Origin of the sequence: Pseudoalteromonas sp. 2CM36K (assembly GCF_023161865.1) — a bacterium.
GTDB classification, from domain to species: Bacteria; Pseudomonadota; Gammaproteobacteria; order Enterobacterales; family Alteromonadaceae; genus Pseudoalteromonas; species Pseudoalteromonas tetraodonis.
The window spans coordinates 36,038-59,144 of sequence record NZ_JALNTK010000007.1; the positions used below are offsets into that span (position 1 = coordinate 36,038).

The 23,107-nt window shown below is 40.1% G+C and carries 23 protein-coding genes and 1 pseudogene; 1 reads left to right on the forward strand and 23 read right to left on the reverse strand.

The features are described from left to right. Window positions 1-9 precede the first annotated feature (9 nt). On the reverse strand, window positions 10-1,044 hold the full coding sequence (locus MTN97_RS05905) for an FAD:protein FMN transferase (RefSeq protein ID WP_248473915.1): 1,035 nt from the start codon (window positions 1,042-1,044) through the stop codon (window positions 10-12). A 44-nt stretch (window positions 1,045-1,088) separates the two neighbouring features. Beyond that, window positions 1,089-1,673 (reverse strand): GTP cyclohydrolase II, encoded by a 585-nt coding sequence (gene ribA, locus MTN97_RS05910; protein ID WP_182798307.1) that lies wholly within the window; start codon window positions 1,671-1,673, stop codon window positions 1,089-1,091. Window positions 1,674-1,862: 189 nt separating this feature from the next. Between ribA and tnpA the strand changes: the two genes are divergently transcribed. Further along, complete coding sequence (gene tnpA / locus MTN97_RS05915) at window positions 1,863-2,084, forward strand: IS66 family insertion sequence element accessory protein TnpA (protein ID WP_248473916.1); 222 nt, start codon at window positions 1,863-1,865, stop codon at window positions 2,082-2,084. On the opposite strand, the gene MTN97_RS05920 is transcribed toward tnpA, so the two are convergent. From MTN97_RS05920 to MTN97_RS06020, 21 genes and pseudogenes are all read right to left on the reverse strand, one after another. Next, entirely contained in the window at window positions 2,044-2,433 is a 390-nt protein-coding gene (locus MTN97_RS05920; RefSeq protein ID WP_248473917.1) for a Tn7 transposase TnsA N-terminal domain-containing protein, read from the reverse strand. The genes tnpA and MTN97_RS05920 overlap by 41 nt on opposite strands. A gap of 91 nt (window positions 2,434-2,524) precedes the next feature. Further along, window positions 2,525-2,758, reverse strand: a complete 234-nt coding sequence (locus MTN97_RS05925) for a hypothetical protein (RefSeq protein WP_248473918.1) — start codon at window positions 2,756-2,758, stop codon at window positions 2,525-2,527. Continuing rightward, the gene (locus MTN97_RS05930) at window positions 2,758-3,189 is read right to left on the reverse strand and encodes a LexA family transcriptional regulator (protein ID WP_248473919.1); all 432 of its coding nucleotides are present in this window, start codon (window positions 3,187-3,189) and stop codon (window positions 2,758-2,760) included. The genes MTN97_RS05925 and MTN97_RS05930 overlap by 1 nt, the downstream gene beginning before the upstream one ends. A gap of 26 nt (window positions 3,190-3,215) precedes the next feature. Next, the gene (locus MTN97_RS05935) at window positions 3,216-3,560 is read right to left on the reverse strand and encodes a hypothetical protein (RefSeq protein WP_248473920.1); all 345 of its coding nucleotides are present in this window, start codon (window positions 3,558-3,560) and stop codon (window positions 3,216-3,218) included. 303 nt (window positions 3,561-3,863) lie between these two features. After that, window positions 3,864-4,862: a TraU family protein gene (locus tag MTN97_RS05940; protein ID WP_248473985.1), complete on the reverse strand. Its 999-nt coding sequence runs from the start codon at window positions 4,860-4,862 to the stop codon at window positions 3,864-3,866. A 120-nt stretch (window positions 4,863-4,982) separates the two neighbouring features. Continuing rightward, a pseudogene (locus MTN97_RS05945) lies at window positions 4,983-5,621 on the reverse strand (EAL domain-containing protein); the annotation flags it as partial. Continuing rightward, window positions 5,618-6,865, reverse strand: coding sequence for a TrbC family F-type conjugative pilus assembly protein (locus tag MTN97_RS05950; protein WP_248473921.1), 1,248 nt, complete (start codon window positions 6,863-6,865; stop codon window positions 5,618-5,620). The gene MTN97_RS05950 and the pseudogene MTN97_RS05945, both read right to left, overlap by 4 nt. Then, the gene (gene lepB, locus MTN97_RS05955; protein WP_121638675.1) at window positions 6,828-7,343 is read right to left on the reverse strand and encodes a signal peptidase I; all 516 of its coding nucleotides are present in this window, start codon (window positions 7,341-7,343) and stop codon (window positions 6,828-6,830) included. The genes MTN97_RS05950 and lepB overlap by 38 nt, the downstream gene beginning before the upstream one ends. Then, window positions 7,340-7,657 carry a hypothetical protein gene (locus tag MTN97_RS05960; protein WP_121638676.1) on the reverse strand — a complete coding sequence of 106 codons (318 nt, stop codon included), beginning with the start codon at window positions 7,655-7,657 and terminating at the stop codon, window positions 7,340-7,342. The genes lepB and MTN97_RS05960 overlap by 4 nt, the downstream gene beginning before the upstream one ends. 13 nt (window positions 7,658-7,670) lie before the next feature. Next, entirely contained in the window at window positions 7,671-10,118 is a 2,448-nt protein-coding gene (gene traC, locus MTN97_RS05965; RefSeq protein ID WP_248473922.1) for a type IV secretion system protein TraC, read from the reverse strand. Next, window positions 10,118-10,828, reverse strand: coding sequence for a DsbC family protein (locus MTN97_RS05970; protein WP_121638678.1), 711 nt, complete (start codon window positions 10,826-10,828; stop codon window positions 10,118-10,120). Before MTN97_RS05970 ends, traC begins: the two co-directional genes overlap by 1 nt. A 122-nt stretch (window positions 10,829-10,950) precedes the next feature. After that, the gene (locus MTN97_RS05975; RefSeq protein WP_248473923.1) at window positions 10,951-11,742 is read right to left on the reverse strand and encodes a hypothetical protein; all 792 of its coding nucleotides are present in this window, start codon (window positions 11,740-11,742) and stop codon (window positions 10,951-10,953) included. An 80-nt stretch (window positions 11,743-11,822) separates the two neighbouring features. After that, window positions 11,823-17,309, reverse strand: a complete 5,487-nt coding sequence (locus MTN97_RS05980) for an Ig-like domain-containing protein (protein ID WP_248473924.1) — start codon at window positions 17,307-17,309, stop codon at window positions 11,823-11,825. Between the two features lie 166 nt (window positions 17,310-17,475). Further along, window positions 17,476-17,847 (reverse strand): TraA family conjugative transfer protein, encoded by a 372-nt coding sequence (gene traA, locus MTN97_RS05985; RefSeq protein WP_374700974.1) that lies wholly within the window; start codon window positions 17,845-17,847, stop codon window positions 17,476-17,478. Window positions 17,848-18,008: 161 nt separating this feature from the next. Beyond that, window positions 18,009-18,563 (reverse strand): type IV conjugative transfer system lipoprotein TraV, encoded by a 555-nt coding sequence (gene traV, locus MTN97_RS05990; protein ID WP_244913647.1) that lies wholly within the window; start codon window positions 18,561-18,563, stop codon window positions 18,009-18,011. Between the two features lie 10 nt (window positions 18,564-18,573). Next, window positions 18,574-19,887 carry a TraB/VirB10 family protein gene (locus tag MTN97_RS05995; protein ID WP_409418107.1) on the reverse strand — a complete coding sequence of 438 codons (1,314 nt, stop codon included), beginning with the start codon at window positions 19,885-19,887 and terminating at the stop codon, window positions 18,574-18,576. Further along, window positions 19,884-20,819: a type-F conjugative transfer system secretin TraK gene (locus MTN97_RS06000; RefSeq protein ID WP_121638681.1), complete on the reverse strand. Its 936-nt coding sequence runs from the start codon at window positions 20,817-20,819 to the stop codon at window positions 19,884-19,886. Before MTN97_RS06000 ends, MTN97_RS05995 begins: the two co-directional genes overlap by 4 nt. Next, window positions 20,819-21,433: a TraE/TraK family type IV conjugative transfer system protein gene (locus MTN97_RS06005; RefSeq protein WP_086957877.1), complete on the reverse strand. Its 615-nt coding sequence runs from the start codon at window positions 21,431-21,433 to the stop codon at window positions 20,819-20,821. Before MTN97_RS06005 ends, MTN97_RS06000 begins: the two co-directional genes overlap by 1 nt. Beyond that, entirely contained in the window at window positions 21,430-21,711 is a 282-nt protein-coding gene (gene traL, locus MTN97_RS06010; RefSeq protein WP_248473926.1) for a type IV conjugative transfer system protein TraL, read from the reverse strand. The genes MTN97_RS06005 and traL overlap by 4 nt, the downstream gene beginning before the upstream one ends. 251 nt (window positions 21,712-21,962) lie before the next feature. After that, the gene (locus MTN97_RS06015; RefSeq protein ID WP_086957875.1) at window positions 21,963-22,592 is read right to left on the reverse strand and encodes a DUF4400 domain-containing protein; all 630 of its coding nucleotides are present in this window, start codon (window positions 22,590-22,592) and stop codon (window positions 21,963-21,965) included. Next, window positions 22,549-23,094 carry a hypothetical protein gene (locus tag MTN97_RS06020; RefSeq protein WP_086957873.1) on the reverse strand — a complete coding sequence of 182 codons (546 nt, stop codon included), beginning with the start codon at window positions 23,092-23,094 and terminating at the stop codon, window positions 22,549-22,551. The genes MTN97_RS06015 and MTN97_RS06020 overlap by 44 nt, the downstream gene beginning before the upstream one ends. Window positions 23,095-23,107 lie beyond the last annotated feature (13 nt).

Consider the following 23,107-nt stretch of genomic DNA (forward strand, 5'->3'; position numbering starts at 1 on the left):
TATTATTTTTTAACTTTGAGACTTTAAATAGGGAGTGAATGCTTCAGAGTGATGCTCTGAGAAGGTGCCATCTAAGTTCTTTGTAATAAATAAAGCTGCTATATTATGTTCATTCGCTAAGTTCATTGCCTTATCCAACCCCATAATCATAAAGGCTGTCGATAAACCATCTGCAACCATGCAAGATGGTGAGATTACAGAAGTCGAAACCATTCTATGTGTTATAGGACGTCCCGTTTTAGGGTCAATCAGATGAGAGTAACGTACATTATTTTCTTCGTAGAAGTTTCGATAATCACCAGCTGTTGCAATCGCATTATCTTTGGGCGTAATAACACGCTGAATAGCACGCGTCCCAGACACGGGATTTTCCACCGCAATGACCCAGTTTTTATTTTCTAAAGAGGTCCCTTTAGTGCGAATTTCGCCACCAATTTCCACCAAGTAGTCATGGATACCTTTACTATCAAGTAAGTCGGCAACAACATCCACCCCATATCCTTTGGCCAGCGTAGATAAATCGAGGTATACATCTGGATTTGCTTTTCTAACCGTTGTTCCCTCTATTGACAAAAAGCGGATGCCAAATTTATCTCTTGCTTGCGCTATCATTTCATCGGTGGGCGTTGTTTCTGGACGGTTAGCAGGGCCAAAGCCCCACAGGTTAACTAATGATCCAACCGTGACATCAAGATAGCCATTACTGAAGCTTTCTAGGCGAATGGCTTCGGATAGCATTTCGCGAAACTCGTCGGAGGCTGCAATGGGAAGAGTTGATTTTTTAGCATTGAACAATGACAACTCGGAGTCTTCCATATAAGTCGAGGCAATTTCATTAACACCAAGCAGCGCTTTATCGACTTTTACCTGAATATGTTCTACCTCAACTGCATCTGACATTGCTTTAAAGGTGATATGATAAGAAGTCCCCATTGTTGTACCTGTCAATTGAAACTTCTTCTCTTGTGCAGGTGAACACGCCGAAAGCAAATTCACAAAAATTAGTGCGATAAAAATAGCGTATATATGCTTAAATTGACTCATTGCAACTCTCCTTAGATAAATGGCTCATTATTAAAGCCAAGCTTTTAAATGATATGACCCATCTTATCTCTTTTTACGGATAAATAATTACTATTATGTGTGCAAGCTGCAATTTTATGTGGCACTCGTTCCGACAAATTAATACCTAGCTCTTCAATCGCCTTGAGTTTAGCTGGATTATTTGTCATCAGCCTTAATTCAGAAATATTAAAATGGTCACACATAAATTTTAATATTGAATAATCTCTTTGATCAGCATCAAAACCTAACTTTAAGTTTGCTTCAACAGTATCAGCGCCATTATCCTGTAAATCATATGCCTTTATTTTATTTAGTAGCCCTATTCCACGTCCCTCTTGACGTAAATAGAATATAACCCCTCGTTTTTCCTGCGCAATTAGCTCTAATGCGGATTCTAGTTGAAGGCCACAATCACACCTCAAACTAAATAAAGCGTCTCCAGTCAGACACTCAGAGTGAATCCTTGCCAAAACAGGCCCCTCACTACTCAAATCTCCCATAGAAATCGATACATGTTCTTGATCATTATTGATATCTTTAAATCCATGCAGAGTAAATTCTCCCCAGCGAGTGGGTAACTTTGTTGACGCGACATAACAAAAAGACAAAACCAAAAGCTCCAAATAAAATCATGGATGGGTAAGTATTCCTTACAATAAACCACTTAACGCAATTTTATTTTTATAGAGATTACAGAATGAACATCATTGAAGGAAAGTAAGCGCGTAATTAACCCCACATACCAATGTTAATGGTACCTATGCATAATTTACTCAGCATATTAACCTGAGGTAATTATGAATAAACAGCAAAAAATAAAACACTGGCAAGGCATTTTTGAGCAGCAAAAATCGAGTGGTTTAGCCATCATTCAATTTTGTCGTGATAACAACATTAACGCATCGACTTTCTATGTTTGGCGTAAACGCCTTTCTGACGAAACGATAAGGGTTAAAAAGCAACAGGTGATCCCGTTTGTTATTCGAGTGTTGGGTATACACGGATTTGCTTATCAGTAACCAGTATTAAATCGCGTCCATCTTGCTTAGCGATGGCTTGCTTTTCAATAAAACGTGCACGAAAGTCTTCATCGGCAATTTTGCTTTGTGGTTTTACTTCGATAAATTTTTGCGTGCCGTCTGTGTGGATAAGTAAAAAGTCAGGCGTGTAACGACAAATACGGTTATCAAACTGATATTCGTAACCGAGTGGTTGTGCTTCAAATGCGGCTATTGATGGTGAAAATTCAAAATGGAAACAAGCATCAAACTCTAAAGAGGATTCAACTAAACAGGTAGATTTATTTTTTTGACTAGCAAATTTATGGAGGTTTTTAACACGGGAGTGTTTGAGTTTTCTTCTGTACATGTGAGTCAACCATCTAACCATTTGGTTAAATACTAGACTATGCCACCTTATACTTCCAATTTATGCCATCTTTTAGTACAAATATGTCAACTTATACTTCAAACAACAACCATACATGACCATTACTATCACGAATCAGTTCTTTGACCTTAAAGTGAGGCTCACCCATTTTTATGCCCAGCGCTTTCATTGGTTGATTTCGCGCTATAACATTTCCTTGGTTTGAACTTAACACACCAAGCGGAGTGGTGTTTATATCGTATTGAGGATTGAATAGCTGAATAAATGAAACATATGCAGCGTTAATATCACAGAGAACCCACATCAAAAAATATTTATAGCACTTGTTACTACGCCCCAGATAACACTGCTTTCCCATGTGTTATCATCGTCAAACTCAATAACGATTGGATCATATTCTGGGTTTGAGCTTAGGAATATCGCCCTCTTATTGTCGTAATCTAACTTTAAACGCTTTACAACAAACTCATTATCAATTGTAGCAAGTACAATTTTCCCTGTTACCGCGTTTAATGATTTATCGACAACTATAATTGCCCCATCTGCGATTTCAGGCAGCATACTATTACCCGTCACTCTGAATAAAAAAGAGCTACTTGGCCGGGTGATTAATAAATTATCGAGGCTAATTGGTTCAGATAAACAATCTTCACTTGGATTCGGAAAACCAGCAGCTACTTTAAATTCTGAAAGTGAAAATTGTTTAGTTGATTTAAGTATTTGAGTTGGCTGCATAGCGATTATTCTGATGCCAATGTCTGCTACAGGTAAATAATTTTCGAACCGTCGATTCTGAAGACTTTCTTCCGTATTAGATCTTTAAGGATATTGTCAACTTCCGTGTCAGGTATTCCTCCTTGAAACTGAAACATAGCTCGAACAAAGTTTTTCATGGAACTCTCTTTGGACGGTCTACTTTTTAACACTCGCTCTTGAACACTCGACATGACTTGAGCTTTTGTTGGGCTTGCTGACTCTTTTACTTGGGTTTTGGGCTTTTCCTTCTCCATCGCTTGCACAGATGTCTGAATTAAATATTGCGCCAACTTCATTTTCTCAAGTTGAGTCAGGTTTTCACATGCTAATTTAACTACTTCGTAACTCATTTGCTCACATGATCCCCGTAAATCAGTCGCTTAGTATCTACATAGCTAAGAGAGGGGATAGCCTGTAGAATTACATCTAACTCAATGTTTTTCATTAGAAATGCCCTTAGTACAAGTTTTAACCGCGTAACCAATTATAGTCAAACAACACAGAAGTACAACAGAGCCTTAAATATACAGTTATTTTAGAGTTGACTTGTATAACATGCAAGCCTTATTAACCCTATGCTTCCTATTTTAAGTCGCTAGCTGTCAATGCGTGTAACATAAACAGCTAGTATTTCAAATTACTCGACTATTTTTTCATAGGTTACAACAATCATTCCATCGCCAAATCATGTAAATTGGATCTTGCCCTATCGCTGGTATTGTTCTCCCTAACCCCCAAGTAAGTGTTGACTCCCCAATAACATGTGAAGACTCAGTTTCAGGTACTGGATGTAACATCGTGAATTTATATTGAGTTTTTGGAAGCGTTGGTTCTATGTTTCCTCCGCACATAGCATTACGCCCCATGGTTCCATGAGCTAAACCTCTGCGATGTAGCGCCGCTAACACACGAGTTGATAACAAGCTTGTGTCTCGTATCACCCCTTTGCCGCCGTTTTGATTGCCGCTAAGAGGGTATATGTTTCCCCAACTCCCGGCACACCAAAACAATTCTTTTATAGGCTTGCCTGCAGTTGAAGACACTGCATCAGCTGTGCAAGCAAGGGTTGCGACAGGGTTTGCAACGGCTGCTGATTCAGGGTTAGTGAAAAAAGCTAACTCATCATTATTCCAAGTTGGGTCTAACTCAGATAAATACATGATATCAAGATCCATAAAGCCATCTGGATTACACGTTTGTTTAACAAACATATCTAGCATTTGCATGATTGGGTAAGTGTAATAATGATAATGCGTAAATGAGCTATCCCCACCATCATATACAGCCTCCCCATGGTGCCCTTGGTTTATTCTATCAAAAGGGAACCTAGTGCCGTTAAGTACAGAAGAGCATCCCGGTACACGCTGGAACTCAACAAGACGCGCCGGTTCCCACATTGACGTAGTTACTCCAGGATGAGCAACCCCTTGGTTATCATCACACATACATAAAGGTGATCTAACCGCACCATCTGGGATGCTGCCACCACCACCTGAAATATTCACGCCAGCTACTCGAAGTGGAAATATACAACTCCAACAAATGTCAGTTATCATTTTAGGCCCAATAACTTCTGCGTCCTGGCATCCAGGATCAGCAACCGCTTTAGAGCCACCTAAAAATGCTATGGATAATGTAATTGTAATAGCCAGAGCCCATACTGATAGGCTTGTTGTTAATAAAGAAGTAATTGATTTACTGCTTAATTTAACCTTTTCATCCAATTGCGGTGGATCTTTAACCCAGTCTTTTAATATCGTAGGTTTCCCTAAGTAAAACCCTTGCTGGAGGTCGACACCCATTTTTTCTGCTTCATTAGAGAGCCTAGCTGTTGCTACGTGCTCTCCGACAGTTGGAATCCCTTTTTCTTTACAGTACTCAAATCCTTCAATATCTTTTTTATTTTTTAATGTGAGCCTCTTTGTATTAAACTTACAACCATCCCAATGGTATTTTTGAAGCCGCTTAAACGTGGATGAAAGATCACCAAAATCATCCATTACTAGTGGTATCCCCTTCATTTTCATTATCCCCCATCGTTTTTCTAGCGAATTATCACTTACACCTTCTGTGATTTCTATCATTAACTTAACTGTGCATAACGATCTGAATTTTTCTACTTGATTTAACCAAGAAGTAAAAAGGTAATTAGATTTTAGTGTCGCTTCCGATACACTTATAGTTATGCACTTGTATGATTTTTCGATACATTTATGATTATCAACTAGTGCAATAATTATTTCTAAATCAGTATTTTCCCAATAAATTGAGTTATGTTCCACCAGCGCAGACTTACTTATAGCGCTTGGGGTGTAATAAACACCATTAACCAACCAGCGGGCCAGAACTTCTGCTCCCATTGTATTGTTACTACCTGTGGTGTGAATTGGTTGAAACACCGGAACAATCATGGGTCACCTCTTTTATCAGCCAGTTCTTCTATTTTGAAGTGTTTACCTTCAGCGGTTATTATTGAAGGTACATATTCGAGCTCAAATCTTTTTGCTACATCAGGGGTTAACAGGAAAACTGGAGCGTCAAATGTATCTGTGGTTTTGGTATAAGAGTCCCAGCCAGTTTCTCTATCCAGCCTAGTAACGATGTAGGTTATTCTTTTAACGCCTGGGGTCTTATTGATTCTTGGTAATGCTTCCTTTACCCGCTTAACTTGGTCTTTGTCTAATGGATCAAGTACAACAATTGCTTGAGTGAAAGGGGTTAAATCAAGTGGGTTTATCATATCTCCTTGTTTGGCTATCAATGTGCCATCAGGGGTGGCTATATCCTGAGAAATATAAACCGTAGGGTCAAGCTCTCGTATGCGATCTTTATGTGCTTTAGGGAGCTCTCTAAACGTCTGTTTATTCCAAAAGTTATTTACAGCATTTTGTTTCTTCTCTTCCCAATCAATTTTTGCGTATCGCTCTTTCATTAACTCAATTAAATCAGGTTCACTTATACTTTCAACCGGGCCTCTAATTCCTAGGTTACCCTTTTCACCCGATTCAATTTTTTCTAAAATCCAGTTAGGGTTAGATAAACCAGATACACGAGCAATTACTTCTGGTAACTTCCCAGCAATAACAGATTGCTCCTCCCTAACAATGATAGTTGGTACTGAAGTTACATTGTACTCTGTGAATAAAACTGGGTTTATTACAATATTTGGCATGGGGCTATATTCAGCAGCGACTTGCTGAATTTCCAGCATAGCCTCACCTAAATTAGCCTCTTGAGGTATCCCTCTAAACACTACAACCACATCCTGATTGTTAGATGCCATACCTAAAATATCTTTCAAGCTCTGCGGGCCAAGAGAGCGTGAGGCAAACACCACAACTTTCTGGCTTGAAAATCTTTTCTTAGCTTTTGATAACTCGTCCATTCGCTTCATTGTTGGATCAGTTTGCTGAAGCTGTTTTACGAGTTCAAGAGCTTCATTGTGTGCGGATGTAAATTTATCGCTATCAGTCCGAAGCCAATCCGGCATTTTTGAAGCTTGGGCATTTTCAATTATCTTTTTAGATTTTTGAACAAACTCCATATCCTCTTTTGTCAAAGGTGATTGCTGGGCAAAAGAGATGCCGGTAACAATTAAGCATGTAAAAATAGCAGCTTTAAAATAACGGGTAGGCGCGGCCAATAATTTGGTCATTTTTTACTGTTCCCCAATATCTTGAATCAAAACTCTGATTGCTGGTTCCCATAAACCAAAAGCTATCAGATTGTAAAATGCCTTCGCCAACGAATGAATCCATTGGCTTATTAAGTGCTTCGGCGTGAGTAAGGCCGTATCCTTGCATTTCATCATTAACGTATATGTTGCCATGCTTACTAATTTTCACATTATCACCAGGCAACCCTCTTAAATACTTAACCATTTCGGTGCCATCTTCATAAAAAGGCTGTAAACCTTGTGCTGAAAATACAAAGATTGCCCCTCTTTCTAGTTGTTGGTCTTTCTTATCTATCAAGTAAACTGAATATCCAGGGATGCACTTTACTAGCTGATCATCGATTCCAATTCTATATCTGTCGGCAAAAGCCACCCCGGCCCCCCAAATCACCACCAAGGCAACTCCGGCTTTTATACAGAATCGGGGCCACGACTCCTTCTTTTTCATCCATTTCATTTGATGAAGTCCTCTGGCAAGTAAACATCGTCCGGCGCTGAAACTACAGCACCTGCATCTATCACCAAATACCCTGCTTCACGAAGTTTTATTACTGCTTCATTTGTTTTCATCATAAGACCTTCAAGCTCTATAGAGCTCGCACCTTCAGGGTATTGCATTGCCATTTTTGCAAAATCGACCACTACTATTGGTGGTGATTTTATAAGTCTTTCTTCCAATTCGTGTTGCTGGTTTTTAATTAACAATGATGATAGGGCTGCACCACCTAGGGAGCCTATGATTGCTGCGATTGCGATTGATTTTATATTCATAGTACTTCCTTAATTAATTTCTTAACCGGTCTTGCATAACCGATCTGATTGCATCAGGTGTGTTTTGGCCTCTTTTGATGTATTGATCTATTGCATCTACATCTCGTGGGTCAGTTGAGTATAGTAATTTTTGGAAGTCACCAACGATAAGGCGGCCAACCCCCATCCCGCTTTTGGATTTTATAAATATTTCCGAGTAGATACCTTGTACTGTATGAACGGTTTTCAATATATTGAATCCAGAATCAGAAAGCGTTAAACGTCCACTGCGCTTTACAGATTCAACAGTTTCTTCTGTTTGACCTAACAGGTACATGCTTGCAGAGTTTTCCGCAATTGCTCGACCCACGGCGTTCTCGTATAAGTCATTAATACTTTGCGTTGCTATAACAACAGAACCACCGTACTTTCTGAATTTTCGGTAAGCATGCTCCATGAAAACAGATACTTCACCTTCCTTAAGCAGATCCCAAGCCTCATCTACAATTACTACTTTTTTGCGGTTCCGCTCCCCCAGAAACACTTCTTGCTGTATTTGATAAATAAGCTGAAGTAACACTACTTGACGAAGGTGCTTTCTTCCTTGCAACTCATCTAGCTCTAACACAGTAAATTGATTTTGAAAGGACACGTTATTGTCAAAAGCAAAGTATTTACCGTAACTACCTTTAGAGGTAAATGGATACAGCTGAGTACCCACATCTTTTAAACGCTGATCGCATTGCTCTTCAAGGCATTTATCGGCAATATCATCAACTTTCATTGCATTGCCTTTTGCAGCCCAAACATCGGTCATGGTTTGTTTAAGAGCTGAAACCTGCCACTCGCTTAAATTACCTTTGGCTGATGCCATAGCACTAACAAGACTTACAATTGCATCTTCTTCATCTTCATAATTTTGCACAAGCTCAAATGGGTTAAGGCAAACTCCCGTACCCTCTTCAAAGTGTACAAAATCACCTTTGAGGGAATTTGAAAGCTTCTCATATGATTTACCAGCATCAATAACCCATACTTGAGCGCCTTCAGAAAGGTAAGATATTATGAGTTCATTCGTTAAAAAGCTTTTACCCGACCCTGATTCAGCTGCTATTACAAGGTTTTTATTCGTATTTGAATCATGTAGAGACAAACTCATCAACTGGCCGTTTCTCGATAGTAGTGACGCGTGATAAGTGCCTGTTCCTTTCCATTCACCAAAGATTGGAAGAATGACTGCAGCTTGCTCTGTGGTCATTGTTTTATATCTGAACAAGTCTTTAATTGAATTGCTATCAGTGCATAATGGTAGGTTATTGATTAGCATAGGCAAAAGTATGAATCGGTCTTCCATTAAATCAAATCGTGTTTCACGCCAGATATTTCTCGCAGACATTGCTGCCGCATCTGCTCTATCTTTAGTAGGAGCAAAAATTACCATCGAATAACTAATACCTATCGGCTTTTGTCCCTCTTTCATCGAATCATAAAGAACCTCAAAACCTTCTTTTTTATCTGCTAATACAGGTGCAAATTTCAACATTGGGCCATAAGCCTGGTTAACGGCGAATTGACGCTTTCTATCCAAAGAGCTTTTCATACTTTCAGGGTCAGGAAAGAAAACATTCGTCACTATCATGTAATTTTCCTTAACATTAGAGCTCCCCCCGCTTATATCGCCAATGTATGTAATTGCATCCCCAAAATATGCAATATCAGGAAGTTTTTTGGCCGACAAAACTTTTACATGCTGCTCGCCAAGCTTCAGACTATTTTTGGTTAAGGAGATATCTGTCCCATAATCAAAAACCTGATCGCATATAGGCTTATTTGTATCCCAACTGTTTTTAGCGCCTTTCCAAGAAGCGTCCCCGCCCCAATTAAGCATTGTTCCCATGATTCTGATATAGCTAACCGCTGTTAACGGTATTGGTCTAAGACCCACTGTTTGTAGTGACGATTCAACTTTGCTTCTCAAATCCTGTAGTGTTGTGAGCTCGGTGAAGTTTGGTTTATTATCTTGAATAGGAATTTTCACTGTTACAAAAAGCTTAGTATCCTGAATTATTCCGCTGTCATAATTACCTTTTTCGTTTTTTCCTATTATCTTTTCTTCGGTGTGGTGCTTTAAAAAATCAGCTCTTTCTCGAATTACCGTTGAAAGAAGGTCGTGATGAAAACCATCACGAAGTTCAATCATTTTATATAGCTCTTGAGTGATATCTGGTGATCTAAATAGACAAAATTGCATTGTTGAGTTAGCAGGGAACTCTTGGTTTAACATACCAATGGCTCGCTCTTGAATTTTTTCGCTAGATGCGTTTAATGGTTGGCAAATAAAACCAAAACCTATGCTTTTATCATCCATAAGAAATGCGTAATCATCTTCTGAATATGCGACTACAGGTATAACGCCAGCAGCTCGTATTTCTTCAGGTATTATTCTTTCTTGAAGTTTTTTCTTTAAAGTTATGAAGCTCATTATTTATTCTCCAGCCATTGCTTAAGGTTGCCAGGGCGTCCCAAGCTTGGCCGGCCATCTGGTGCTACTATATAGGGTACTGCTTTAACATCTAATAAGTGGGCCATCATTAAGGTCATATCATATTGCTTGGTGTCACAGGGGGTTTTCTGTTCTAGCGTTTCGAGGGTGTTAGACATAAAAGCATGAAGTGCTTTGTTGCGGTCGGCAGCACAAAAAACTTTACGTGAAAGCTTGTCGGAATCATCACCTAGAGCGGGGACAACAACAAATTTGAAAGTGTATTTTAAACCAAGGCTTTCTGCATCTTTCATTAGCTTATGGCAAATAGTGCAAAGTGGATCAACAAAAGCTACAACCTCCTCTTTGCCGCTGCCGATAGTTAGAGTGTTATAGTCATCTAGGTTTGCCCCCATGCGTTTGAAGTGTATCCGTGTAGCGGCATCTTCAATCTGCGCGGGTGTATCGATACTATCTTTATACCATACATCGTAAAGCTGTCCTCTTAGTACAAACCGACCGTTTTCTGACATAAATAAAATTTCACCATTTGCCTCAACCGCTTTCAAACTCTTAATTGGCAAAGTAATAATGGAATCTAATTTATTGCTGGGGTCGGAAAGATCTATTTCTACCGCTTTAACTGTAATGGCTGCTGACCATAGCGCTATTAATGCAGTGGCTGCATTATAAATAAAACACTTACGCATGATTGTCCTCTTTGGGGTGGTTTACCAATAAAGAACAGTTTATATAGAGAACTGCTTAAGTGACGCCTCCGCAATAGCCCATTTTGGACAACTTAAGCCTTTTAGTTGGTTTTATTTTAAAATTAGTTCATATGTTTCTTTATTAAATTAATTATCACTCCGAGGCCAGCTAGAAATATTGCAGCAACACTTGAAATTAGGGCTAGCTGTAGAATTGCCGTGCTTATGTAGTTAAGCGACTGAATAGATACTTCAATTAACGCATTGCTTTTATTGGAAATGAATTTTACTACACACCAATATGCCATTATCACTATCAGAACTGAGCTAACTCCTTTGATGCTACCTTCTAGATCTGCAAGGCTTGGCGTTGCATGAACACCTATCATTAATGATATTATTAGATTTAAAATCGCTAGTGGTGTATCTATAGCCAAGTAAACATCTTGCAACCAAAGGTAAGTAGAGCTAATAGCTACACTGCTTGTTAACCCTCTATGATCTGTTAATACAAAGTATGATTGCAGGTTCGGTAGCCCTGCCACATCAAAAAGGAAATAAACTAATAGGGCACCAAAAAACAATGGTGATAACCCGGTGAACAACAACCCTAAACTGTTTATGAAACTATTTGGGTTGTAATTGAAATTCACATAGCCAAGCGTTTTGGATTCAGGATCAGCTTTGAAAAACACTACCTTTGTTACTTTCAAACCAAACGCTGTCGCTATGATCGCATGTGATATCTCATGTGCAGTAACACCCACCAGCCCTGTGAATAGAATTGCTTTTTTTTTGCAATCCCCAAGAGAGCGGTAATAAGTTTCATTTGCACACCATAAAATACAAGCTGCAATGAGTGGTACGCTTAAAACCCACCCCAATTCAACTAAAGCCAACTGAAGTATTTCCACATCCATTATTCCTCTGAAAACTTTCACATGTGAAAGAAAAAGGCCCACAATTTGTGAGCCATAAGTTAAATTTACATTAATTATTGAGCGGTTACTTTATTCGATGCTGCACCACCATCATCGAAGCCTGTTAGCTCTACAAGCGGCATTACATTATCGTATGCATGCTTACCCATTGTTAAGCGATTGGAGCGAACAGACACAGGTTTTCCATTAACCTTCCATTCAAATGCATTCATACTACCATCTGCATCCTTACATTCTGCATGGAAAGCCCATGAGCTATACCTATCATCTACTCGTATTGAACAAGTTGGGGGTTGGTTCTCAACTATGTTCATTTCGAGTGTTTTTGAGATTTCTTTACCCATTCGAGTTCGCATAATCAATGAAACTTCATGCTTCCCTTTTTGTAATACAGTTCTCGCACTATATCCATTTGTTTCTATTTCCTGTCCATTAACTTTGTAGATTCTTTCTTCCACTCTGTCTCTTGGATGACCACCTGATAAAAGCGGCCTTAAACTTAATTCCAACGGCTCTCGATTGTAATCATTCGATGCACTGTAATTAATACCGACCTCGTATGGTGGGGCTTGTTTAATATCGAGCGTGCTTTCTATTACTGATTTATTACCTCGGGCATCTGTAATTGTTACCTTTACTGGATACTTACCGGGAGCTGTGATTAGAAATGTCCTCATATCGCTCCAGCGGTTGTCAGTTACAGTAAATGTATCGCCTTGCGGGAACTCCCAAACATATTTAGCATCATCAAGCTGCCCCCTGAATGCAATTGTCCTAACCCTAGCTGTTATGTCTGCTGGAGCCATATTGGAGTTACTGCGTGTATATAAATTAAAGTCCGGCCAAACATACTCCCAAACTCGCGCTCGAATATCTTGACTTGCTTCGGTGCCTTGATCCTTATAGCCTTTAATCCAAGCAGTATACTGTAACTCAATACTACCTAAGGCTAGATCACTTTCTGTAGGTGTGTACTCTAGCTCTTCACCCTTAACCTGCTCACCATTAGGCAAAGTAAAATATCCATCAACTTCACCTTCCATCCCGCGATATGGCAAGCCCAATCTAACTTGGTAGTTATAAGTTTCTCCTGTTTCTATAACGCGAGGCCCAACCATAAACACCCGAGGCCCTTTAACTCTTCTAAAGTCGGCATACACTCGTTTGCGTGTATATGCATAACGATCTTCATCTGGTGCATCTACATCGCGAACCCATGCCTCCATACTAAAGCGTTTTTCGCTTTCACTAGTTAAGGTCAGCTCGTTACCTTCATGAAAGAATGTCTCCCCCCTGTCCTCTGTCCATTTTACAACGGCATTTTCCATTGGTTCACCGTTAGCGTTGGTAACTTTAACTAGGTAATTGGCTTCACTACCCGCAAACAGCGTCTTAGCTCCTACTACTTCAACCTCTGGCGTATCGTAAGCTATGATCTCTATTGTTTCTGTATATGACTCAGCCTTTGAGTGAACATTAAACACTTTAGCTCTAACTAAGTATTCACCCTTATCGTAGGTTTTGTACCAACGGAACCGATTACGATCCGTGACAAGGTTGGCCTCCCATGAAGCACCTCCATCGTTACTCACCTCCCAAATCACATCACCAGTTGCAGCTGTGTCAGCTCTATTATCAAGTGATAACTGAAGTATGGTTGCAAATGGTGCCGCACCGGCTAAGCGCCGCCCTTCCACGCTAGCTCCTATGGCGTTCCCGCGCAGAACTGTAAGAAAAACCCGTTGGCTTTTCTCAACTCGATCATATCCATCTATCGGGCTTTTTAATTTTGCCTCAGCAATTAATCTTACAGAGCGTTCTATACCAGCAAGATCTAAATTAAATTGCACAACCCCATTTGGAGCATCAACAAAATCAGTCATTGGTATAATTTCTTCAAAACCTTCTTCGCGCACCAAGCGAATAGCCCAGTCGCCCATTGATTTTGAATCATACTTAACTTCTGGCCGCATTCTATCTGCAATATTAACGGTTACAGGTAAAGGAGCTGTATCCATAGCTTCACTTACCCTCATATTTATATTGGGGCGTATATCATAGCCAGGCACTGCAATAGCTCTGACTTTTTTGGTTGTTTTTACCTCTGGCAGAAAATTGTAGCTTCCTTGCACATTAAATAAGGTTTCATTCCATAATGCTGACTTCTCTGTATCCATTCTGCGGAATATTTTATTGTTAACCCCACGACCAGGTTGGAACGTTTCATTGGTTAGCTCAACACTATCTCTAGTTAGTAAAACATCAATTGGCGTTAGTTCACCTTCAATTATTGCATCACCTAAATAACCCCCCTCAATAGGCACCATAAATATTTCATCTTTATGGTGATAACTAGAAAAAATATTGATTTCCGGTGCTGGTGGATCTATTGCTTCAATGTCATGCTGTTCAGTAGCTAGCGTCACACGAGTTCCGCTTTTAGAATATATACTTACTCTCCAACGTAAAGTGTGTGCTTTTTTTTCACGTAAAGTTCCGAATAAATATGGAGTTTCTGAGTACTGATCTTGTTGCATGCCATCTGGAATATCAATCCATTCAAAAAGGCAAGTGCTGGCGTGATTTCCTACTTGTCTATTTGCTGCTGCATCTTGAGCTCTTGTGGCATCCAGGGTTAGTGAGCATGATGGGCCAACATTTTGCCTCATGCGTACATCAAACTCTTGAATAACGCGGTTAACTTCAGCTAACTCTCCTAAAGGCTTGTATGCAACTGAGTTAAGTGCAGAAATGACACTTAGTGTGCTTTGACCACCACCTACTCGAACCTTTCTGCTTCCACCGCTATACAGGTATAAACTATAGCTTACTGGTTGTTCACCTAGAGCAACAGCTTGACCTTTTAACCCTGTAAGCTTTAACCCGCCTACAAAACTATCAACGGATTCCGCTTCGTCTGGAACTTGCTCCCACTCTAATAAGCAGACTGGATCACGTACTGCATCTGAAGCTTTCGCAGCATTTTCATCGCTGCTCAATCGACAAGCTACCCCAGCTGCAGGAGATGCACTAATGCTGACTGGATCTATTATTTGACGTACTTCCCAGTTTTCTGCTGATAGTTTGGCTTTACCAACCCAAGTATTTACATTTAGTACTAACACTGGTGAATTTGGTGCGCTCGTCATGACTAGTAAATTTGATGTACCTTCTTCACCGGAGTTTGCTGGGCGAAGAGGTAAATCTATACGTCCACCTGAAGAGCTAAAATCATGCTGGTTCATGATGTTCATCGTTTCCCCTGGAGAAATGAGGATACCGTTAACAACTAAGGGGATCTGTGCATCAGAACGCAGCGTTGCAAATACATCATACACACCTGAAACAACTGTATTTCCACCTAGCTTAATAGGCTCTGTTTGAATGATATTACCGCCACCTAATCGCTTAAACTCATGTGCAATCGCAGGTATCATAAGCTTGCCATCCATGCCATCAGCTAAGGATATTTGTGCTGGTTCGTACATAAAGTTTTTGTTAGCAGTAGTACTATTACCTTGCGAATCCTCTGCAGTTACTGTGAGCGTATATTCTTCTCCAACTTGCATACTTGGGAACATAATTGGGTATTCTAAGCTAAAGGAGCCTGGTGTTTCTTCGCGCCAAGATAGTTGAACGCGATCACTCGCTGGCCCCCCTTCCAATCTAATAGACTTCACCTTGGGTGAAGAGTCATAAGTGTCTGTCACATTAATGATAAACTGATCAAGTGACGATATAGCCCCATCACCTGTAGTCGTAAGCGTGACCTTTGGGGGTGTTTTGTCTGATCTATAGGGAAATAACGGTATTTTTGTTAGTGGCCCATGACGCTCTTGTGCTACTGCATATAACTGATAGTTCCCTTCAGCCAAAGTCTTTAAGTCCCACTGATATGTATAGTACTGACCATTTTCCTCTATCAGACCACCTGAGACTGAAAGCTTTTTGCCAGAAGCATCTTCAAGCCAGGCTGTTCTTAACCTTAAGCGGTCAAAATAACTCCCTCTTGCAGGTTGGGTTATGAATACCTTAATTTGTTGTTCAGCTTCTGAATAATCGTAAGTTAAGGAAGGATAATGTTGATCATTCCAATGAACTTCCGCCCATCGATCTGATGCTCTTAATTTACCATCTTCACTTCTTACCGTAGCTGCATCATGTATATAACCTGAAGTACCAGGTTGCATGGTGTAGCTTGAGTTTATGATACAGCTTGTTTGCCCCGCAGGAATCACACATGAACCACGGTGTGTAGCTACTTGATTAAAGCTTCTCTCCTCTGCGTTAACTCTTATTTTATCGTAAGAATACGGGAGTTTATCGTTAGGGATTTCGTAACGTATGAATGACCCCCAGCCAATATCGCTATAATGATATTCAACTTCTTTAAGGGCTGGTGTTTTAGGTGCATTTGGAGAAAGCTGTAAGCTATATGAAATACCTGCTCCGCCCCACGAGCCAAAGTTAACCCATCGCGTAAAGTTACCATTCACATTCCCAAAAGGAGCTGACCAATATAAATAAACGTAGTCCTTGTCTGAACCTGCAACGGCTGCTTCACCAAGGCTATTAACTAAATTTAGCCCGCCAGGCGAGTACTCATGCCAATTGCTCTTCTCTATGCGGTAAGCCAACCTTACAGGGTTGGTTTTTACTTCCATTCCCGCTTTATATGGTACAAATCCTGTTAATCCTGGGCCTAGTTGATTATTTGAATCAGGGTCGAAAACACCAAACGGAACCTTTGGCGCATTAACAATATTGTCCCAACGGACTGTTTGTAGCTGAGATTTCCAAGTGTTGCCGGCTTCATCTAAAGCAGTTATTTGAACTTTAAAATCCTCATCAAGATTTGAGTTTGGTAGAATCCCATATTTGTTAAGTACATCAATTTGTCGATTTGGCACATCAAAGCTCGCATCGCTCTCTGAGTGCAACGTACCATCACCTCTGTATATAAATATCTTTGTTTCTTTTATTGGTGAATCATCTAGTACATCACTAACTCTGAAGTATGTTTTTTCAGAACCGCCTGTACCTAACTTCCATATTGAACTACTTGTATCTTGTCCATAGATTGCGTTTGTTGCAATCATTGGTGATGCAGTGGGTGGTGTGAGATCAACAAATAGTGAATGAACATCCACTTTAACAGCCTTACCATCACCGGCCAATATTTCTGCCTTGATTTTATAGTGCCCTTCACTTGGTGCAGGAAGGTTTAAGAATGAGCCATAATACTCTTTACCCCCTACTGTTATCCTATCATTAGCGCCAAGCAGGCTGCTTGTGGCTGTATTTAGCAACCCGCCGGTAGAGTTAAGTATTGAAACACGTACCTTTCTATCAACCCCTGCACTTAAGGCAAAGGTCATCGTGCCTGTAGGGTTTCCATATTTAGCATTAGCCGAAAGTGTACGTTGATTGCCATCTACCCCGGTAAAGCTGTACTCAAGAAGATCTGCCTGCGCATACCCCCCTGAAATCAACGCTATTACACCGGTTATAGCCAGGGCTTTACGTTTTAATTTTATCATTGTGACTGTCCCTTTAAAGGTAAATTTACACATATTAAGGCTACCCCAAAGCTCAAGCTTCATACGGGTATACAACAGCCTTTTTTGGGCGTAAAAACAAAAAAAACACCCGAAATATAAATTTCGAGTGCTTTAGGTAGTTCTACTCAAGAGTTTTTTGTTTTACTTAGCCACCTAGGCCATTTGACAATTGAACGACAGCTGGGGTTACAGCAGCTGCTTTTTCTAAAGTTGCTGACATAATTGTTTCAATTATGGTTGGTGTATTATACAAGCCCATACCGCCAGCAACGCCCATTGCGAATGCCATTAGTGATTGACGAGCAATGCCACCTATAATGCCAACAAGGATCATGGCACCGGCAACAATACGACCAAGAGTACCTTCAGTCCATTCGCGTAGAGTTGACCAAACATCATCAAACTCTGCACCACCACTACCAGCATAAGCATTGCTAGATAAAAAGACAGCCAGAGCAATTAAGCCAAAAGCCACGAATAATTGATTTTTGCTCAAATTACGAGCGGTTTGCATTATGTTCATTTAGAACACTCCTTTCTTATTACACGTTGATTTTAAGTAAACTAGATTTGCTCTTTGTGGCTGCTCTAGTGGTTATATAGTATTTCTATTTACTGCAAACCCCCCATCGCTAACTGTCCTTTTTGGGCGGTTTGAGCATTTTTTGTAAAATATTGCTATTTGTTACTGCCACCTCTCTTTGTATGAAGAGGTCTAAAAGATGCCTCTGTCTCTGATTCGCTCTCACCAACAACCCATCGTCTTGGTTCAATTTCTGTATATATGTAACCAGTTACAATGAGATCACCATTTGTATCTTCCCAAGGAGCAACCCAAATGCGCATCACTTGCGCTGGTGTTCTAATCGGGATAGGTTTGTTAGGTAGGCGAGGAGCAACATAGGTATCAATAACAACATCGCCGGAACCTTTCTTACCAATATTTTCCTTATGCTCTTCATGATCATTATGCTCTTCATGATCCTCCTCACCAGCTATCATTGGCCTTGGTACTTGCCCATCATTAGTTGCAGCATAAACATCCCTTGCAGACATACATTGAACACCATCTGGCATACCCGGGCATGCATAATCACCGCTACCTACATTAAAAAGCGTACAGCCACTTAAAGTTGCTACTAACCCCAATCCCATCACTGCATTTTTAAATGTTGCAGACGTTAAACTTGAAGCTATGCCTGTTTTTTTGCTTTTTCTGATTGTGTTTAGCATTTTCATTACCTTATTTAACTTTTGAGCCACGGACTTTTAATGCTGAGCCCTTGGTTACAATAATATCTACTTGACGACCAGCATCGATTTCAATAACTGGAAATATACCCTCAGCCATTTGCACATAAAACTGAGCTACGCGGTCTAGGGCCGAGCTAGCACCCTTAGCAGCTGCGCCTTGAACAAATGTGTCTGAAAAGTCGTTTTGCTGATATTGAGTCTTTCCGGTGTTTGAGAGATTAAGAGTTGGAACGGCGTTAACATCAAAAGCTTCAGCTGCGCCACTTAAAAAACCAGCCATCAATGACTTGGCTATAATCTGGCCTTGTTTTGAAACCAACCGGCCTCGAACACCAGCTTTACCATCTTCACCAACTGCGTATGAATTAAAGCCAGTTTCAATAACTTCACCGTTGTCTTTAATACAAGATAAAGTCTCACCGCGAAGATATGCGCGCTCAGAGCTTAGATCGCCATGGCCCGAAACTATAAGGAAACACTCGCGAACATCAGCTCTAAATCTATTTGGCAAAATAGCCTCTTTACTAATGCGAAGCGTTGCAGGAAATGGGTCTTGCCTTGCACCTTGTGCTGTTGGTGCATCCATACCGTTGATTAAAACACCTGTAAATATAGAGCCCGCAGGTATATAAAGGTCATCTTCTTTAACGTCTTTTTCATTAGGATCGATATCATTTTTTGAAGACGAGTAGCTTGAAATTACAAGCGTTGCCTGTTCTTGAGGTTTACCTTTAGTATCACGAACACTATTCTCATTTTCATTGCTTTTCGGTATTGGATTGTTTTTAAAGAAATCTTCTGGATTGGAGTAATCAAGCTCCCCTTCTTTTTTAAATGGTGCACTCGAATCTTGATTTATTTGTGCATTTTTATTTCTAGCTTTTTCTGCTGGGCTCAACTTGCTTTCAGATGGATCTTTTATCTTTTTAGCCAGCTTTTCATTTTGCTCTTTTAGCCTTTTCATTTCAGCTTCAATGCGAGCTATATCACGACCCGAAACCTTATCTTTAGATTGGCCGGTATCTCTGGTCATTTCTTCCCTAAAACGTTCCAAGTCCTTTTTCAGTTTTTCATTTTCACGAGCAACTAACTTAAGATCCGCCGAAAGCGCGTCAATACCTACCTCACGCGTGTTCGAGTCTGTAAGTATGTGGCGAATGCTTTCTTCTCGCGTTGTCTTTCGCTCAACTTTTTCACCGCTAGAAAAAATAGCTACAATGCCGAATATCACAACAAGACCTAAAGACATAGCTGTGTATTTCTTCATTTTAGGGTTCATATTTTCCCAATAATCTTTCATTATTTACCCCTTAACAGTGATGGGCGTTTGGAAGTAGGAGCTTTTCCTTTTGCATTTTTACGCGCAACATAGACTTCAGTTTGCTGGCCTGGTTCTAAAACCTTTAGGGGCCAAGTTGTAACAGCTGCAACATCCCAATCACCACATGTTGCTTCGTTAAACTCCAATGCATTGGATGAGTTGTTTTCAGCAACACCTACAAAAACTGTTAGACTATGACCCATTAAAACTTGCCCGTTTTTAAAGGAAACGGCCATACCAGGATGATCACAATATGGAGGGGTTATATTATTCGGCGTCTTATTCATTGAGTAACCTTGTGGAACATCCCCAAGGGCTAGCTTTCTAAATATTGTCCGAATTGTTTCTATATAAGGCTTACTCCTTTCCCATCTTTCAGCTTTTGGATTTGATTGCACACCTGCAACTACAGAGCTACCATCAAGCTTAAGGAAAACCTCCCTCGGCGGTATTTCACGAGGAACCATTGTTAAGCTTAATGCTTGAGACTCGCTTCCTTTCTCTGTAACGAACATAGTTACAGGGTGATTTTTCTTGGTTGCGACATAAACCACGTTATCTTTAATACAAACTTCACCACACTCGCCATCAGCTGACCCACCAGTAAGTGATGTAGACACTACTTCAGGATTACCAAATGGCGTTACTATTCGGTTTGGGTGCCCAATAGCTACAGGTATTATTTGATTCACGCCTGGAGTCATTTTAACGACTGCATCTTGTGAAACGTTGGCCCCGCGATATCCGCTTTCAGGATTCGCACGACTCTCCGATTCCACGCTTAACTTTTTAGCTTCTGCCGATGCTTTTTTCATGACACTTGCAGGTACTACTGGTATTGCATCTTGTGCGTTTATAGATGGTGATATTGCTAGAGCTACTGATAGCGCTAAGCTGCATTTAATCTTTTTCATTATTTATCCTGGCGCTCTTCTCTGCGTTGTAGACGATCAATAACACCTTCTGTCCGAGGGCGTCCTTCATACGTTGTCATGAAATCGATAATTGGAATGTAATTTGAAATGGCAATTGTAAATTCATATGTTCTATCAATACGCTTTTCTGATTCGCTAGACATTCCTTTAGTAAACGAATAGCCATATACAAAAACCTTTTTCGATTTTGATTCATACTCTACGAATCTAGGCTCAAACCGCATACTTACTCTGTCATTCTTAATTTGTTGCGACTGAACTTCTAAAACTGAAATAACATCGTTGTAGATAGCCGGTGATAACATCCTTTCGATGCGTTCTTTAATAAACCCAACATTAGATGGCGTAACATTTCCTATAAGCTGGGCTAAAGCGAAGCCCCACGCTTCTTTATACCCAACTGAGGATGCATCATTTGTTACCCACGCCTCATCGTGTAAAGAGAAAGGCTGGATAGTAACAATTGTCTTTTTGTTGACTAACATACCAATAAGCATCAATACGCTTAGCAATAAGCCGGCGATAAAAATACGACTCCACTTATTCTCGTTTTGTATGCCTTCCCATGATTTGAGGTAGCTTTTAAGGTTCATGGTAAAAACCTCCGGATATATGGGTTTTTAAATGATTTCGATTTAGTCATTGGTAAACCTGTCCAATACATCATGTGAAGGAGGTAACCATCTGGGTGGTTATCTCTAAATTTTCGATAGAAGTTTGTAATAACAAGACCAATTACGGTGCACACGAACGCTTTACCCAAAATCACACCCACTACCAGTCCGATTAACATGGGAGCAAGCTCATCAGCGCTCCACATTAATAAGTGTGGTGGTTCATCAACTCGCCTTGGTATTCGCACAGGCTTCATGGCTTTCTCCTTATAGAATTAATGTTTCTATTCTCTGTCAAAGTGCCACTTAAGATCGCATCTGTTCTCACCCTTTTTGGGCAATTACAGCCTTATTATCAAAATAATGTAGGTGAATTTGTATTTAATGAAGTTTTTGAGGGATGAATGTATTGCGTAGGTTTTTTATAAAAAACTTTCACATGTGAAAGTTTTTCGCCCCATTTATCAATAGCAATAAGTGGGGCATGGTTCTTACGTTAGGATTATATTTAAACTCTTTTTTGTAAATTCCCCATAGCAATACCCACCAGCACACAGCAGGCCATCATAACAATAGGGATTATTATTGGGTTAAGTGCTATGGGTGCAAAAAATGCAATGCCCAACCCAAGCAAAAGATAACCTATAAATCTGACTCCGTACCGATGGATAACAGGTGAGGCATAATCAAAGTTAGTTCTTTTTATTCTCCAGGTCATCATTCCATCATACATAGCTGGTAGAAATAAAATTGCCATATAGGGGGCCCAAGCAAGGAGTAATGCCATCCTAGTGTAAAACTGATAAACAATATTGCCTAACGCCTCTATCCTACCCTCAGCCCACTGAAACCACCATAGACCCATCTTTTCCATCCCCCTTGAATTTAACCTTTGCTCCTCAGTAGGGATTAATGTGTAATAAACACCCTCATAGAAGCCAGAGTCGATCATAGTAGATTGATACCATGATTCTGCTTTGTCTTCTATCCAATAGCGAGTGTGACTGCCAAGATTGGCCTCCACAAGTTTGCTTTCTTGTTTGATGGCTCTGTCAGTCCAATCTCCTGGCACCAACAACAAAATAACTAATAGCTCAATTACCAGTAGCCAAACCACCAGCCATAATGGCTTCTTCATAATCAACCCTCCTTAACACTGTTTTTATTTGTTCACTGGTAATTAAGTCGTAAAGTACAGACCTAAGGCTGTTTTCACTTTCATGTAGTTTTGGGTATATTGTTAATCCGCCTTCATGCTTGCTGTACCATTCACAAAAACTTTTGCCACTTCCAACTGTCCATGATGAACCTGAGTTATCAATAATCTCCACTTCCATTATTCTTGATGTTTCTGAAATCAACGCCTCGATAAATACAGCAAACCGAAGTGGGTCTGGTATTTTATTACCTGCTTTAAAGTGAACCGCCTCACTATATCTAACAAGTGCTTCTTCGATAATTTCATAAATCACTGGCTCTTCATCAGCACATATGTGATCAGTAATATACTCGCTAATTCTTTCTAAAACGAAACGTGATACAGGCCAATCAAACTGAAGTAACGTAAGTGCCTCTGCATTTTTTCTGCATCTTGTTTTTAGGCCATCTACCACTCTTGCGTAGGGATGTTGCTTTGCCATTTTTATATAACCT